Origin of the sequence: Mycolicibacter acidiphilus, from assembly GCF_018455725.1 — a bacterium.
Lineage (GTDB): Bacteria > Actinomycetota > Actinomycetes > Mycobacteriales > Mycobacteriaceae > Mycobacterium > Mycobacterium acidiphilum.
Genome location: NZ_JAHCLR010000035.1, coordinates 1 through 14,911, shown reverse-complemented (window position 1 = coordinate 14,911; position 14,911 = coordinate 1). Strand labels below are relative to the sequence as shown.

At 70.8% G+C, this 14,911-nt stretch carries 15 protein-coding genes, 2 tRNA genes and 1 pseudogene; 13 read left to right on the top strand and 5 right to left on the bottom strand.

From position 1 onward, the window contains the following. Nucleotides 1-10: 10 nt before the first annotated feature. A tRNA-Arg gene (locus KIH27_RS15865) sits at nt 11-86 on the bottom strand. Between the two features lie 41 nt (nt 87-127). Next, nucleotides 128-216 (bottom strand) — tRNA-Ser (locus KIH27_RS15860). 86 nt (nt 217-302) lie between these two features. Here KIH27_RS15860 and hisC point away from each other — a divergent pair. Both hisC and KIH27_RS15850 read left to right on the top strand, forming a co-directional pair. Beyond that, nucleotides 303-1,361, top strand: a complete 1,059-nt coding sequence (gene hisC / locus KIH27_RS15855) for a histidinol-phosphate transaminase (RefSeq protein ID WP_214093926.1) — start codon at nt 303-305, stop codon at nt 1,359-1,361. A gap of 10 nt (nt 1,362-1,371) precedes the next feature. Beyond that, complete coding sequence (locus KIH27_RS15850; protein ID WP_214093925.1) at nt 1,372-1,782, top strand: SRPBCC family protein; 411 nt, start codon at nt 1,372-1,374, stop codon at nt 1,780-1,782. On the opposite strand, the gene KIH27_RS15845 is transcribed toward KIH27_RS15850, so the two are convergent. Next, nucleotides 1,766-2,002, bottom strand: a complete 237-nt coding sequence (locus KIH27_RS15845) for a hypothetical protein (protein ID WP_214093924.1) — start codon at nt 2,000-2,002, stop codon at nt 1,766-1,768. The genes KIH27_RS15850 and KIH27_RS15845 overlap by 17 nt on opposite strands. 93 nt (nt 2,003-2,095) lie before the next feature. Between KIH27_RS15845 and KIH27_RS15840 the strand changes: the two genes are divergently transcribed. Both KIH27_RS15840 and KIH27_RS15835 read left to right on the top strand, forming a co-directional pair. After that, the gene (locus KIH27_RS15840; RefSeq protein ID WP_214093923.1) at nt 2,096-2,914 is read left to right on the top strand and encodes a crotonase/enoyl-CoA hydratase family protein; all 819 of its coding nucleotides are present in this window, start codon (nt 2,096-2,098) and stop codon (nt 2,912-2,914) included. A 5-nt stretch (nt 2,915-2,919) separates the two neighbouring features. Then, entirely contained in the window at nt 2,920-3,258 is a 339-nt protein-coding gene (locus KIH27_RS15835) for a DMT family transporter (protein ID WP_214093943.1), read from the top strand. 4 nt (nt 3,259-3,262) lie between these two features. On the opposite strand, the pseudogene KIH27_RS15830 reads toward KIH27_RS15835, so the two are convergent. Continuing rightward, nucleotides 3,263-3,529 (bottom strand): annotated as a pseudogene (locus KIH27_RS15830) (type II toxin-antitoxin system antitoxin MazE5); the annotation flags it as partial. 28 nt (nt 3,530-3,557) lie between these two features. Between KIH27_RS15830 and lipE the strand changes: the two are divergent. Beyond that, entirely contained in the window at nt 3,558-4,820 is a 1,263-nt protein-coding gene (gene lipE, locus KIH27_RS15825) for a lipase LipE (protein WP_307856901.1), read from the top strand. A 4-nt stretch (nt 4,821-4,824) separates the two neighbouring features. Here the strand turns inward: lipE and KIH27_RS15820 are convergent, their stop codons facing one another. Continuing rightward, complete coding sequence (locus tag KIH27_RS15820; protein WP_307856900.1) at nt 4,825-5,457, bottom strand: hypothetical protein; 633 nt, start codon at nt 5,455-5,457, stop codon at nt 4,825-4,827. A gap of 173 nt (nt 5,458-5,630) precedes the next feature. Between KIH27_RS15820 and cynR the strand changes: the two genes are divergently transcribed. From cynR to KIH27_RS15780, 8 genes are all read left to right on the top strand, one after another. Continuing rightward, nucleotides 5,631-6,548, top strand: coding sequence for a transcriptional regulator CynR (gene cynR, locus KIH27_RS15815; RefSeq protein WP_214093920.1), 918 nt, complete (start codon nt 5,631-5,633; stop codon nt 6,546-6,548). A gap of 171 nt (nt 6,549-6,719) precedes the next feature. Further along, nucleotides 6,720-6,929: a hypothetical protein gene (locus KIH27_RS15810; RefSeq protein ID WP_214093919.1), complete on the top strand. Its 210-nt coding sequence runs from the start codon at nt 6,720-6,722 to the stop codon at nt 6,927-6,929. Then, complete coding sequence (locus KIH27_RS15805; protein ID WP_214093918.1) at nt 6,910-7,419, top strand: hypothetical protein; 510 nt, start codon at nt 6,910-6,912, stop codon at nt 7,417-7,419. Before KIH27_RS15810 ends, KIH27_RS15805 begins: the two co-directional genes overlap by 20 nt. Next, the gene (locus KIH27_RS15800; RefSeq protein ID WP_214093917.1) at nt 7,409-7,795 is read left to right on the top strand and encodes an FHA domain-containing protein; all 387 of its coding nucleotides are present in this window, start codon (nt 7,409-7,411) and stop codon (nt 7,793-7,795) included. Before KIH27_RS15805 ends, KIH27_RS15800 begins: the two co-directional genes overlap by 11 nt. Before the next feature lie 90 nt (nt 7,796-7,885). Beyond that, nucleotides 7,886-9,373 (top strand): type VII secretion protein EccB, encoded by a 1,488-nt coding sequence (gene eccB, locus KIH27_RS15795; protein WP_214093916.1) that lies wholly within the window; start codon nt 7,886-7,888, stop codon nt 9,371-9,373. A gap of 3 nt (nt 9,374-9,376) precedes the next feature. Next, nucleotides 9,377-13,516: a type VII secretion protein EccCa gene (gene eccCa / locus KIH27_RS15790; RefSeq protein ID WP_214093915.1), complete on the top strand. Its 4,140-nt coding sequence runs from the start codon at nt 9,377-9,379 to the stop codon at nt 13,514-13,516. Nucleotides 13,517-13,615: 99 nt separating this feature from the next. After that, nucleotides 13,616-13,918, top strand: coding sequence for a PE domain-containing protein (locus KIH27_RS15785; RefSeq protein WP_214093914.1), 303 nt, complete (start codon nt 13,616-13,618; stop codon nt 13,916-13,918). A gap of 3 nt (nt 13,919-13,921) precedes the next feature. After that, the coding region (locus KIH27_RS15780; RefSeq protein ID WP_214093913.1) for a PPE domain-containing protein at nt 13,922-14,911 on the top strand (990 nt) is incomplete at its 3' end.

The window sequence follows — 14,911 nt, the reverse complement described above, 5'->3', positions numbered from 1 at the left end:
CCTGCAATGATGGTGCGCCCGAAGGGATTCGAACCCCCAACCTTCTGATCCGTAGTCAGATGCTCTATCCGTTGAGCTACGGGCGCCGGTCTTCAGTTGTGTTGTGGCCGAGCAGGCTCGGCCGCAGCGGAGGCGAGAGGATTTGAACCTCCGGTCCCCTTTAAGGGGGACAACTCATTAGCAGTGAGTCCCATTCGGCCGCTCTGGCACGCCTCCTCGAACTCGTTGAGGGTACCGGACGCACCGCCCGAGTCTGAAACCGCGGGCACAGATCACTCTCGGCCTGCACATATGCTGTCGACGTGACCTCCCGCCCGCGCCCGGAGCTCCGGCCCGAGATCGATGCCCTGCCGGCCTACGTCGAGGGCAAGACGGTGCCCGGTGCGATCAAACTGGCCAGCAACGAGACGGTGTTCGGACCGCTGCCCAGCGTGGCCGCGGCCGTCGCGGCAGCCGCCGCCGGTGCCAACCGCTACCCGGACAACGGCTACGCGCAGCTGCGGGCCCGGCTGGCGGCCCACGTCGGCTTCGCGCCGGAGCAGGTGGCCGCCGGCTGCGGGTCGGTGAGCCTGTGCCAGCAGTTGATCCAGATCAGCTGCGGCCCCGGCGACGAGGTGGTGTTCGGCTGGCGCAGTTTCGAGATCTACCCGCTGCAGGTCCGCACCGCCGGCGCGACTCCCGTGCAGGTGCCGCTGCGCGAGCACACCTACGACCTCGACGCGATGGCCGCGGCGATCACCGACCGCACCCGGCTGGTTTTCGTGTGCAACCCGAACAACCCGACGTCCACCGTCGTCGAGCCAGCGGCCCTGGAACGGTTCGTGGCGGCGGTGCCGGCCCGCGTCCTGGTCGTCATCGACGAGGCCTACGTGGAGTACATCCGCGACGGCCTGCTGCCCGACAGCCTCGGGCTGGTGCGGAGGTTCCCGAACGTCGTGGTGCTGCGGACGTTCTCCAAGGCGTACGGGCTGGCCGGGCTGCGGCTGGGCTACGCCGTCGGCGACCCGGAGCTGATCACCGCGCTGGGCAAGGTCTACGTGCCGTTCAGCGTCTCCAGCGTGGCGCAGACCGCCGGGATCGCCTCGATGGACGCCGCCGACGAGCTGCTGGCCCGCACCGACGCGGTGGTCGCCGAGCGGGAGCGGGTGTCGGCGGCGTTGCGGCAGGCGGGCTACGACCTGCCGGCCTCCCAGGCGAACTTCGTCTGGCTGCCGCTGGCGGAGCGGACGCTCGACTTCGTCGCGGCGGCGGCCGACGCCGGCATCATCGTCCGCCCGTACGGCACCGACGGGGTGCGGGTGACGATCGGCGCATCGGACGAGAACGACGCGCTGTTACGGTTTGCCCAAACCTGGATCTGAGGAGAACCCGATGCGTTCGACCGCCACCGCCACCGTCCCCGCCGCACCCGCGCAGGTGTGGGCGGTGCTCTCCGACCACGAGGGCATGTCGAACTGGGGACCCGTGAAGGTCACCCTGACCCGACACGGCGACTTCGAGCGCAACGGCGCCGGCGCGCAGCGCACGATCAAGGCGGCGCCGCTGCTGCCGCCGCTGGTGGAGGAGGTCGTCGACTTCGAGCCGGAGCAGCGGCTGAGCTACAAGGGTGTCTCCGGCATCCCGTTCCGCAACTACCTCGGTGAGGTGGACCTGCGGCCGGCCGGTTCCGGCACCGCGATCAGCTACACCGTCAGCGCGGACAACCCGCTGCCCGGGGTGGCCGCCGCGCTGGCGCACGGCCTGCTGTTCGCACTGAAACGTGCGGTCAACCGCGCCGGATAAAACGACGCCGCCCGCGGCCGATCAGTTCGACCAGCACCTCTTCCCGCGGTACGGCGGTGCCGGACATGTCCTTGGCCATCACCCGTTCCTCGCGGGTCATCTCGCGCTGCAGGCCCGGTTCCGCGAACAGACCGCCGTCGGATGCGTGGACGTCGAGTGCGGGTGAGCGGCCGAAGATCGCGATCACCGCGGCCCCTACGGCCAGGGCGGCCACTGCCACAACTGCTATCGACGCCAACATGATGTGCACCCGTTGAGTGCGATTTTACGCCCGCAGTGCGCCCGCTCACCAGACGGCGATACGGTTTAGACCATGGCATACGAGTCCGTCACGGTGGAGATCAAGGATCACGTCGCGCAGGTCACGCTGATCGGCCCCGGCAAGGGCAACGCGATGGGCCCGGCGTTCTGGGCGGAGCTGCCCGACGTGTTCGCCACGCTGGACGCCGACCCCGAGGTGCGGGCGATCGTGCTGACCGGATCCGGGAAGAACTTCAGCTATGGGCTGGATCTGCCGGCGATGGGCGGCACGCTGGCCCCGGTGCTGGCCGAGGGCGCCCAAGCCGGTCCGCGGATGGACTTCCACGGCACGATCCTGCGGATGCAGCGGGCCACCAACGCCGTCGCCGACTGCCGCACTCCGACGATCGCCGCCATCCAGGGCTGGTGCATCGGCGGCGGCGTCGACCTGATCTCCTCGGTCGACGTCCGCTACGCGGCGGCCGACGCCAAGTTCAGCATCCGCGAGGTGAAGCTGGCGATCGTCGCCGACATGGGCAGCCTGGCCCGGCTGCCGCTGATCATCTCCGACGGCCACCTGCGTGAGCTGGCGCTGACCGGCAAGGACATCGACGCGGCCCGCGCCGAGAAGATCGGCCTGGTCAACGAGGTGTTCGACGACGCCGAGGCGTGCCTGGCCGCCGCGCACGCCACCGCCGCCGAGATCGCCGCCAACCCGCCGCTGACCGTCGTCGGCGTCAAGGACGTCCTCGACCAGCAGCGCATCGACCGGGTCTCGGCCAGCCTGCGCTACGTCGCAACCTGGAACGCGGCGTTCCTGGCGTCCAAGGACCTCACCGAGGGCATCAGCGCGATCTTCGCCAAGCGCAAGCCGGAGTTCACCGGCGAGTGAGCCCGCTGACCTGGCTGCTGCTGGCCGGCGCGATCGGCTCGGAGGTGTGCGCGACGCTGTCGCTGCGCGCGTCCGACGGCTTCGCCCGGTGGGGCTGGGCGGTTCCGATCGTGATCGGGTATGTGACGTCGTTCGCGCTGCTGGCGTTCGTGCTCAAACGCGGCATGCCGATCGGGGTGGCCTACGGGGTGTGGGCCGGGGTCGGGGTGGCCGCCACCGCGGTGCTGGCCAAGTACCTGTTCGGCGACCCGTTCACCTGGACCATGGCCGGCGGGGTGGTGCTGATCGGCGCCGGGGTGTTCCTGCTGGAGACCGGGGCGGGCGGGCACGCGTCCGCGGTGTGACGGCTCAGTCCGCGCACGCGACCGCGCCCCCCAGAGCCCGGCGCCACGATGCCAGATCACCCCACTCGTCGGGCTCGTCGATCGGCTGCCGGTCGTAGGCGGCGTAGCCGGCGTCGTGTTCGGCCGCACGGTGGCGGGCGAGCAGCGCCGCCAGCGCTTCATCGATCAGGCCGGCGTCGTTCAGTCCCGCGCGCACCCGACGGGCGGCGCCGAGCAGGTCGGCGTCCACGGTGGTGCTGATCCGGGCGCGAGTCATGCCACAACCGTGCCACGATTCGGCGCCGCGTAGCCTGGCCAGCGTGCCGACACCAGCGCCCTCGACGACCCCCGACGGCCGGATCCGGCTCCCCGCCGACCTGGACGCGGTGACCGCGATCGGCGACGAGGACCACTCCGAGCTGGACCCGGCCGCGGTCGAACGGATCTGGTCCGTCGCCCGGTGGTGGTACGCCGCCGGCATGCACCCGGCGATCCAGCTCTGCCTGCGCCACAACGGCAAGGTGGTGCTCAACCGCGCCATCGGCCACGGGTGGGGCAACGCCCCCACCGATGCACCGGACGCCGAGAAAACACCGGTCGGCACCGACACCCCGTTCTGCGCGTACTCGTCGGGCAAGGCGATCGCGGCGACGGTGGTGCACATGCTCGCCGAGCGCGGTGAGCTCGGCCTGGACGACCGGGTCACCGACTACCTGCCCGGTTACGGGGCACACGGCAAGTCCCGCACCACGATTCGCCATGTGCTGACCCACAGCGCCGGGGTGCCGTTCGCCACCGGGCCGCGACCGGACGTGACCCGGGTCGATGACAGCGAGTACACCCGCGAGCAGTTGGCGAAGCTGAAGGCGATCTACCCGCCCGGGATGCTGCACATGTACCACGCGCTGACCTGGGGGCCGCTGATCCGCGAGATCGTCTCGGCGGCAACGGGACGCAACATCCGGGAGATCCTGGCCACCGAGATCCTCGACCCGCTGGGCTTCCGGTGGACGAATTACGGTGTGGCAGTTGATGACGTGCCGCTGGTGGCGCCGAGTCACGCCACCGGGAAGCCGTTGCCGCCACCGATCGCGGCGATCTTCCGCAAGGCGATCGGCGGCACCGTGCACGAGATCATCCCGTTCACCAACGAGCCGCTGTTCCTGACCAGCGTGATCCCGTCGTCGAACACGATCACCACCGCCGACGAACTGTCCCGGTTCGCCGAGATCTGGCGTCGGGGCGGCGAACTCGACGGGGTGCGGGTGCTGCGGCCGGAGACCCTGGCGGCGGCGGTCGCCCCGGCCCGGCGGCTGCGCCCGGACGTCGCGACCGGCCTGGTGCCGTTGCGCTGGGGCACCGGTTTCATGCTGGGGTCGGAGCGGTTCGGGCCGTTCGGGCGGGGCGCCCCGGCGGCGTTCGGCCACACCGGGCTGGTCAACGTGGCGTACTGGGCCGACCCGGAGCGCGGCCTGGCCGCCGGTCTGATCAGCAGCGGCAAGCCGGGCAGCGATCCGGAGGCGAAGCGCTACACCGCGCTGATGGACACCATTGCCGCCGAGATCCCGCGCAGCGCACCGTAGTCGGCTACACCCGGATGTCGGGGCTGTCGCCGGGTGCCCCCGGCGGGCCCTGTGCCGGCGCGATCCCGCAGGCCGACGCGAACTGCTGCGGAGTCAGGCCGTCGGCGGAGTTCATGTCGCAGCGGCCGAACGGGGGGCAGCCCTCCGGCAGCCCGCCGCCGTAGCCCTGACCGTCGGTGTACTGGTGGGCGACCTTGCCCGGGTAGGGCGGGTTGGCGCCGTAGGCCGCGACGATCAGGCGGATCCCGGCGGGTTTCGTCGGCCACAGCCGGTTGAGGTCGAAGACGTTGCCGTAACCGATGATTCGCGACCTATCACCGCACCAGCCGGCCAGATCCCAGTACAGCCGGTTGATCGGGTCGGACTGGTTGCCGCCGGGGTTGCCGCCGGACTCCACGTCCAGCATCAGCGTCACCCGCGGGTGCAGGCCGCCGTTCGCGGCGAACATCGCCTGGACCGTCGCGGCATTGGACTGCCAGGTGGCGGGGCGCACGTAGGTGTAGACGATCCCGAACGTCAACCGCCCGTCGTCGAGTGCGGTGCGCATCCAGGCGTAGTTGCGGGCGAAGTTGTGGTCGCGGTAAGTGCCGTCGCAGGCCCGGATCGACAGCACCGGGTACGGGTAGGAATCGTTCACCGGCACTTGGAATTCGGAGACGTCGGCGAAGAGTGTGTTGGGCAGGTCGGCTCCGATCCTCGGCGGGTGGTGCGCACTGCCAGCCTACCGGGAAGCTTGCTTACTCCTGTGGCATCCCTGGCGGTATGCGCGTGAGCACGCAGTGAGCTATAGGCACTTCCTATAGTTGGTGGATGGAGCTTCGGCACATCCGGTACCTGCTGGCGGTGGCCGACCACGGCAACTTCACCCGGGCCGCTGAGGCGCTGCACGTCTCCCAGCCGACACTGTCGCAGCAGATCAAGCAGCTCGAGCATGCGCTGGGTGTGGTGCTGCTGGATCGCGCCGGACGAGGTGTCCGGCTCACCGACGCCGGCGCGGCGTATGTGCAGCACGCCCGGTTGGCACTGCGCGACCTGGCCGCCGGTGAGCGCGCGGTGCACGACGTGCAGGACCTGTCCCGGGGTCAGCTGCGGATCGCGCTGACCCCGACCTTCACCCCGTACCTGATCGGCCCGGTGGTGCACCGGTTCCGGGTGGCGCACCCAGGCATCACGCTGGCGATCTGGGAGGCCGCCCAGGATCAGATCGAGTCCGACCTGCTGGCCGACCGCGTCGACCTGGGCATCGCGTTCTCCAATCCGCACGCCGCGGGGATCGAGAGCCAGACCCTGTTCGCCGAATCGCTGAGCCTGGTCGTCGGCTCCGATCATCCGCTGGCGACCGCCACCGCGGCGCTCTCCGCGGACGCCGTCGGCGACACTGCGCTGGGCCTGCTGAGCTCGGACTTCGCCACCCGGCTGCATGTGGACAACTACTTCGCGGCCTGCGGCAGCACCCAGAACATCGCGGTCGAGGCGAATTCGATCGGTGCACTGCTGGAGTTCGTCCGCCGCGGCTCACTGGCCACGGTGCTGCCGGATGCGGTGGCCGGCGCCTATCCCGATCTGCACCGGGTTCCGCTCGATCCGCCGCTGCCGACCCGCACCGTGCAGTTGCTGCGCCGCGCCGTGGTCTACCGGTCGGCGGCGACGCGCGCGTTCACCGAGACGGTGCACACGATCGCCCTCGAGTATCAGGCCCAGTCCGATGGTTATTGGTCGCATCAATAGGTGCCATCCGTCGTAAGTATTGGACACCCGCACCACGATCTCCCATGCTTAATTTCACCTGGGTTTGACATTGCGTCTACCAAGGATTCACCCGGATTTCACGGGTGAGAGCAGAAGGGGGAGGTGCGGTTGATGAGGTTCCTACGATTCAACCTGATCAACAAACACGGAGTGTCTGATCACCGCGGTGAAGTGCTGATCGCAGCGTCCGAGATCGAATCCGTCCGGTCATTCATGCATACGGATCACATTCTGTCGCATCACGAGGTCGGGTCGATTGTCACGACGAAGACCGGCGACAAGCATCACGTCTCCCAGCACACCGACGAAATCAACAACCAACTGCTAGCGATTGGTGAATATGACGACCGGCTTGTATGACCTCGACGAAACATTCGGACTCGCCGAACTGGAGCAGCGCCTGCTGATCTCGCGCAACGAGCGCGTCGCGGTGATCAACGCACCGCAGAAGTCGGGCCTGCGACTGCTGGCCCCCGGCCAGCCGCAGCCCGACCAAGCCGACGTGGTGATCGCGTTCGCCACCCGCAAGCTGGATCTGCACTGGATCAAGGCGGCCTACCACGCCGCCCACTCCGCCCGGGTCGCCTGGGTCATCTACCCCAAGCCCGGGCAGCCCGGCACCGACCTGCGCTGGGAGTGGCTGCTGCAGGCGTTGCGCCAGTACGGGCTGAACGTCGTGCAGGACGTGTCGCTGGGCACGGTCTGGTCCGCGGCGCGCCTGCGGCCGATCGCCCCCCGGCGCCGGCCGGAGGTGCTGTCGGTGATCGACGGCGAGACAACCGAATCCGCGGCACAGCACGGCAAGCCCGTCGGCGAGCACCTCACGATCTCCGACGACCGTGCCCAGTAGCGGCGACTGCGCCACCGCCGATCGGCCGCTGGCCCTGGTCGAGCAGTTCGGCACCGGGCCGCTGCCGTTCGTCTCGGGCCTGCTGGTGGTGAAGCGCGGGCCGAACGCCGGCTCGCGTTTCCCGCTGGGCCGCTACACGCTCAGCGCCGGCCGGCATCCGAACAGTGACATCTTCCTCGACGACGTCACCGCAAGCCGGCGGCACGCGGAGTTCCATTGCGCGGGCGGCCGATTCTGGGTCACCGACCTGAGCAGTCTCAACGGCGTCTACCTCAACGACGTGCCCGTGCGCTCAGCGGCGTTGAGCGACGGCGACGAGATCCAGATCGGTAAGTTCCAGCTGATGTTCCTGGCGGGCCTCGACCTCCAGGCATAGTGACTGGTCCCGGTCGGCCGGCCTCACTATGGTCATCGCCGTGCGACTGTTCGAACGAGGAGACACCCGGCTGCCGAGGACCGGCACGCCATGCCGCTGAGCCTGTCGAACCGCGACCAGAACTCCGGGCACCTGTTCTACAACCGCCGGCTGCGGGCGGCCACCACCCGGTTCTCGGTGCGCATGAAGCACGACGACCGCAAGCAGACCGCGGCCATCGTGCTGTCGGTGGTGCTGGTGGGCATCGGCATGGGCTGGATGATGCTGCTCAACGTGCTGCGGCCGGCCGGGATCGTGCGGGCCTCGGCGATCGTCGGCGACCGCGACTCCGGGGCGATCTACGCCCGGATCGACGGGCGGCTGTACCCGGCGCTGAACATGACGTCGGCGCGGCTCGCGGTCGGCAGCGCAGAGTCGCCCACCTGGGTGAGATCCGTCGAGGTGGCGAAGTACCCGACCGGACCGTTCATCGGAATCCCCGGCGCGCCAGCGGCGTTCGCGGCGGAGACCGCAGCGCCGTCGGCGTGGGCGGTCTGTGACACCGCCGGCCCGCCGCGCCGCACCGATCCGCCCCTGGTGACGGCCATCGCCGGCCCGCTCAGCCGGGGCGGGCGTGCCGCACCGCTGCCCGACGGCGCCGCGGTGCTGACCCGCTTCGGGGGCGCCACGTACGTGGTCTGGGGCGACCGCCGCTCGGAAGTCGATCCGGCCGACCGCGCGGTCACCCTGAGCCTGGGCATCGATCCGGGGCGCACGTCACCGGTACCGCTGTCCCGGGCGCTGTTCGACGCGCTGCCGAGCACCGAACCGCTACGCGTGCCGGTGATTCCGCTGGCCGGCTCCGAGTCCGCCCTACTGGCCGGCGCCCGGGTGGGCACCGTGCTGGAGACCCGCACCGCCGGCGGCGGCTCGCAGTTCTACGTGCTGCTGGCCGACGGCGTGCAGAAGGTCAGCGGCTTCGTCGCCGACCTGATCCGCAGCACGAACTCCTTCGGGGCGGTGGCGCCGCGGGTGGTCAGCCCGGACACGCTGGTCAGCATCCCCGAGTTCAGCAGCCTGCCGGTCGACTACTACCCCACCGGCCGGCTGCGGTTCGTCGACACCGCGGCCAACCCGACGACATGCCTCGGCTGGGAGAAGGCGCCGACCGATCCGCGCGCCCGGATCATGGTCTTCAGCGGCCGCGGCCTGCCCGTCACGCCGGGCACCGACAACCGGATCGTGCGACTGGTCCGCGACGACCGCGGCCCGGATTCGGTGGTGGCCGACCAGGTGCTGGTGCTGCCCGGTGCGACGAACTTCGTCGCCGCGACCAGCGCGCGGGCCGATGCCGGCTCCCGCGAGGCGCTGTTCTGGGTGTCGCCCAGTGGGGTCCGGTTCGGGATCGCCGCCGAGGACGCCACGCTGCACGCCCTCGGCCTGGACCCGGGCACCGCCCGGCAGGCCCCGTGGCCCCTGCTGCGGACGTTCGCCGCCGGCCCTGAATTGTCGCGACCGGCAGCACTGTTGGCGCGGGACACCCTGCCGGCCAGCGGGGCGGTGCTGCCGGTGCGGCCGAACAGTTCCGGAGGGCACTGACCGATGTCCAAGCGCGCGTTCGTCCCGACCCGGCTCGCCGTCCCCGAACCCAGGCCGGTGCGGGTGGCGCCGCGGGCACCGGACGCGCTGCCGGAGCGTGAGCCGCGCAACCTGTGGCTGATGATCGGCCTGCCGGCACTGGTCGTCGCGCTGATCGGCACCGTCGTGATGCTCTACGTCTCGGGTGTGCGCAGCGCGTCGTCGGGCATGTTCCCGATGCTGGGCTTCGCCGGGCTGGCCATGATGCTGTTCTCGGGGCGGTTCGGCCGGGCCCGCAAGGTCAGCTGGGGTGAGCAGGAGAAGAACCGCCGCAGTTACCTGCGCTCGCTGGATGCCGAACGCGATGAGATCCAGCGGGCGGTCCACGCCCAGCGAGCCGCGCAAGAGCAGGTGCACCGCACCCCGCAGGGGCTCGGCGCGGTCATCGGCGGGCCGCAGATGTGGGAGCGCCGCCGCACCGACCCGGATTTCCTGGACGTGCGGGTGGGCGTCGGGGTGCAGAACGCGCCGGACTCAGTGCTGTCGGTGCAGTGGCCGGAGATCCCGGTCGACGAGGAACTCGAACCGGTCACCGGCCAGGCGTTGCGCGATTTCATCCTGGAGCAGAGCAAGATTCGCGGCATCGCCAAGGTGGTGAATCTGCGGGCGAGACCCGGGTTCGGCTTCGTCTCCGCCGATCTGGACGCGGTGCGCTCGCTGCTGCGGTCGATGCTCAGCGCGCTGGCGGTGTTCCACAGCCCGCTGGATGTGAAGCTGATGGTGGTCACCCGGAACCCGGAGCTGTGGTCCTGGATGGTGTGGCTGCCGCACAACCAGCACGACGAACTCTTCGACGCCTGCGGGTGGCGACGGCTGGTGTTCACCAGCCCCGCCGACCTGGAGGCCGCGCTCGGCGCCGACCTGTACCGGCGCGGCAAACGCGGTCCGTGGCGCCCGCCGACGGCGCCGAGCCCGACGACGACCGGGTCCCCGCTGGAGACCGATTGCGACAGTGTCGATCTCGGTCCGCACTGGGTCATCGTCGACGACAACACCGGCAGCACCGACGCCTGGGAGAGCGTCGTCGGGCGGGTCGGCAAAGAGGGCATCACGGTACTGCGGGTGGCGTCCCGCGCCGGTGCGGGCGTCGGCTTCGACCGTGCCGAGGTCTTCGAACTCACCGCCGGCGCGGCCGCCCCGCTGCTGCGCGCCGACGGGCGGTTCTTCGCGCATGCCGACCAGTTGACGGTGCCGCGGGCCTACCGCTACGCCCGGGCGATGGCACGCTGGTCGCCGACCGGGGCGGCGCAGTCCGTCGAACCCGCCGGCGGTGCGGTGGAGTTGCTGCGGGCGCTGGGCATCGACGACCCGCGGGACCTCGACGTCGACCGGCTGTGGGCGGATCGGCGCAGCCGCGGTGACGAGCGCTGGGCGGAGATCCCGGTCGGCGCCAAGCCCAGCGGCGAGTTGCAGAACATCGTGATCCGGGCGAAGGACTTCGGCGGCATCGGTTTCCACTCGGTGGTGATCGGCACCAGCGGCTCCGGCAAGTCCGAGTTCTTCCTGTCGCTGGTCTACGGCATCGCGCTGACCCACGCGCCGGAGACCTTCAACGTGATCTTCGTCGACATGAAGTTCGAGTCCGCCGCGCAGGACATCCTCGGCATCCCGCACGTGTCGGCGGCGCTGTCGAACCTCGGCAAGGACGAGCGGCAGCTTGCCGAGCGGATGCGCCGGGCCATCGACGGCGAGATCGCCCGGCGTTACCGGATGTTCAACGCCGTCGGCGCCCGCGACGCCAACGACTACGAGGAGATCCGGCTGGCCGGCCGCGATCTGGAGCCGGTGCCGATCCTGCTGGTGGTGATCGACGAATACCTGGAGTTGTTCGCCAACCACCCGAAGTGGATCGACCTGATCATCCACATCGGCCAGGAGGGCCGCGGCGCGAACGTGTTCTTCATGCTCGGCGGGCAGCGGCTGGACCTGTCGTCGCTGCAGAAGGTGAAGTCCAACATCGCCTTCCGCGTCGCGCTGCGCGCGGAGTCCGGCGACGACAGTCGCGAGGTACTCGGCTCGGACGCCGCCTACCACCTGCCGTCGAAGGAGAACGGCTTCGCCCTGCTGAAAGTCGGCCCCCGCGACCTGGATCCGTTCCGCTGCTTCTACCTGTCGGCGCCGTTCGTCGTCCCCAAGCGCAGAGCCACCGCCACGCTGGACATGACACTGACGAAACCCCGGCCCTACACCTGGCAGTACCAGCCGCTCGACGAGGCGGACACCCGGACGCTGCACGCCCTGTCATCCGCCGATACCGAGCCCGACGAATTCCTGCTGCACGCAGACGGATTCAAGAGGAAGAAGATCGTCGACGTGCTGCGCGAGTCGCTGATCTCGGCCGGCCGCCGAGCGCCGCACCTGCCGTGGCTGGACCCGCTGGAGATCCCCGAAACCGTCGACGCGCTGGTGCAGCGGTACCGCGGCCGGGCGTGGGACGTCGACTACGGCAGCAACCCCGGCCTGGTGTGGCCGATCGCCGTCGCCGACGTCCCGGAGGAAGCCCAGCAGATCGTGCACACCGTCGACGTGCTGCGCAGCAACGTGATGGTGGTCGGGGCCAAGGGCCGCGGCAAGACCACGACGCTGCTGACGCTGATGTGTTCGGCGGCGCTGATGTACGCCCCGGCGCGGCTGACGTTCTTCTGCGTCGGCGGTGCCACGCTGGCCGCCGCGGAGACACTGCCGCATGTCGCCGACATCGTCGCACCGGCCGACCGGGAGGGCGTGGAGCGCACGATCGCGACGATGGCCGCGCTGGTCAGCACCCGCCAGGATGCGTTCCGGCGCGACAAGATCGACATCGACGATTTCCGGGAACGCCGATTCGGTTCCGGCGGTGGCGAACTCATCGGCTTGCAACCCGGGGACCGGTACGGGGACGTGTTCCTGGTGGTCGACGACTTCTCCGACCTCTACGCCGCCGACAGCGTCCTGGGCGACCGGATCATCACGCTGAGCAGCGTCGGCCCGGAGTACGGCGTACACGTGATGACCAGTGCGTCGGGCTGGATCCACGGGCAGCGGCAGACACTGCTGCAGAACTCCGATGTGCGCATCCAGCTGCGGTTGCAGAACCCGGGCGAGAACGAGATGGGCACGGGCACAACCGAGGCGCGCGACGCCGCCCGGCGCACCGTCAACCGGCCCGGGTTCGGGCTGACCGAGTCGCTGCACGAAATGCTGGTCGGGCTGCCGGAACTCACCGGCACCGACGGTGCGCGGGTCGGCACCCGGGCGCTCGGCACCCGGGTGGCCGCGATCGCCGGTATCGCCAAGCACGCCACGCTGAAACGCCTGCCGGCAGCGGTGGCGCTCTCGGAGATCGTGGCCTACGACGTGCAGCACCGTCCCCCGGCCGACGTCCCGCCGTCGATCGCGTTCCTGATAGGCGAACAGCACGACCTGCTGCCGGTTCCGCTGGATCTGACCGAGCACCCCGGGCTGATGATCCTGGGCCGGGCCCGGTGCGGCAAGAGCGCCGCCCTGGCCGCGATCGGCGAGGCCGTGCTGGCCCGGTTCGGCCCCGGGGAGGCCCGGATCACGATCATCGACCCGAAGACCGGGCCGCTGCGCGACCTGCACTCCCCCGGTCACCTGCACGCCTACGCCTACGACCAGGACGAGATCGACGAGGTGCTCACCGCCCTGGCGCACGACGTGCTGCTGCCACGGTTACCCGCCAGACGGCTCAGCCAAGAGGAGTTGCGGGAGCTTCCGCCGTGGACGGGGCCGCGGCACTTCGTCCTGATCGACGATGTGCAGGACCTGCGCCCGGCGCAGATCCACCCGCCGTCGGCGCCGGTGGGCGCGGCGCTGTGGAAGCTGATGGAGCGCAGCCACCAGATCGGGCTGCACGTGTTCGCCGCGAAGAACTCGGCCAACTTCGGACACCTGGAACTGGACCCCTGGGTGAGGGCGCAGCGCACCGCGAAAGCGCCGCTGCTGTTCATGGACAACGATCCGCAGCAGAAGATCACCCGCACCGCGCGGGCTCAGGCCCTGCCGGCCGGTCGCGGTCTGCTGGTCACCGGCGACTCCGACGTCGAGGGCGTGCTGGCCGGGGTGCCGTCGTCGCTGATCCACAACTTCCAGCGCCGGCCGTAGTCTCCACAGGCCGGCGCCGCGGTGACTACCGGGCCGGCGGCGCCGGCGTTAGCGTCAGCCGCGAATCGCCGGTCCGCGGCGAACAAGGAGGGTGCCGCTATGTGGTCTGTGCAACCGGAACTGGTGCTGGGCTCGTCAGCCGTCGAGGCGGGGATCAGCACGACGACCGCGGCAGCCGCGGCGTCGGCGAGCCCGGCGCTGCTCGGGGTGCTGCCGATGGGCAACGACCCGGACTCGCTGCTGTTCCACGCGGCGCTGCTGGCCGCCGGCGGTGGCTACCTGGCGACGGTGGCCGAGCATGCCGGGCAGCGCGGGGCGTTCGCCGGCGCCCAGGCCGGCGCGGCGGCGGTCTACGGTGCCACCGAGGCGCTGCGCGCCGCCACGGTCGCCCTCGGCGGCTGACCGGTGGCGGACCCGGGGTGGGCGGCCCGGCCGCCGGAGGCCAACGACCTGCTGCTCAAAACCGGAACCGGGGCGCCGGCGATGCTGACCAACGGCGCGGCCTGGACGGCGCTGGGGGCGGCCCATCACGGGTCCGGGATCGCCTCGGCCGCCAACACCGCGGTGACGTGCGCCGGCTGGCTCGGCGCCGGATCGGCCGGCTCGGCGGGCAACGCGACCATGCTCAACGCCGCCCTGCACGGGTTGGCGGGCTGGGTGGACACGAAGGCGCCGGTGGTGGCGGCCGCCGTCGATGCCTATCAATTGGCTTGCGGGGCAATGCGTACCGCGCAGGAGTGCGAGGCCAACCGGATCGAGACCGCCGCCGACTACGGCATCAACCCGTCGGTGTTCTTCACGCTGACGCCACGGATCGCCGCGCTGGAGTACGAGTACTACGGGGTGTTCTGGCCGAACAACGCCGCGGTCGGTGGAGGCTACGGGGCGACGCTGTCGGCGCTGGCGGCCGAACTGGCCGTGCCGGCCCCACCGGCCGGGATGGGCGCATCGCCGGCCGCGCCGGCGGCCGCGGCGGCTGCCGTCGGCGATGCGGCGGCCGGTGCCGGGGCGAGCGACGCGATGCGCGCGGCCCACGCCGGAATAGCCGGTACCGCAGGGGTGACCGGCGCGGTCAGCCGCAGCGCGCCGGGTCTGGGCGAGCTCGGTTCGATGCTCGGTCCGGTTCAGCAACTCGGTTCGTCGGTGCTGTCGGCGCCGCAGGCGCTGCCGCAGCCGGCGCAGGCCGCGGTAGGTCCGATGCAATCGATGCTCGGCATGTTCGCCGGCTCCGGCGTGCTCGGCGGTGCGGTCGAGGCCGGGTCGCCCGGCGCGGCTCCCGGGGTGCCGGGGGTGTCCGCAGCGGCCGGGCCGCCGGCCGGGGTGGGCGGCGGCGCGCCGATGTCGGCGTTCACCCGGCCGGTGAGCGCGTTCGAGTCCGTCGGCGGCCGGCCGGTG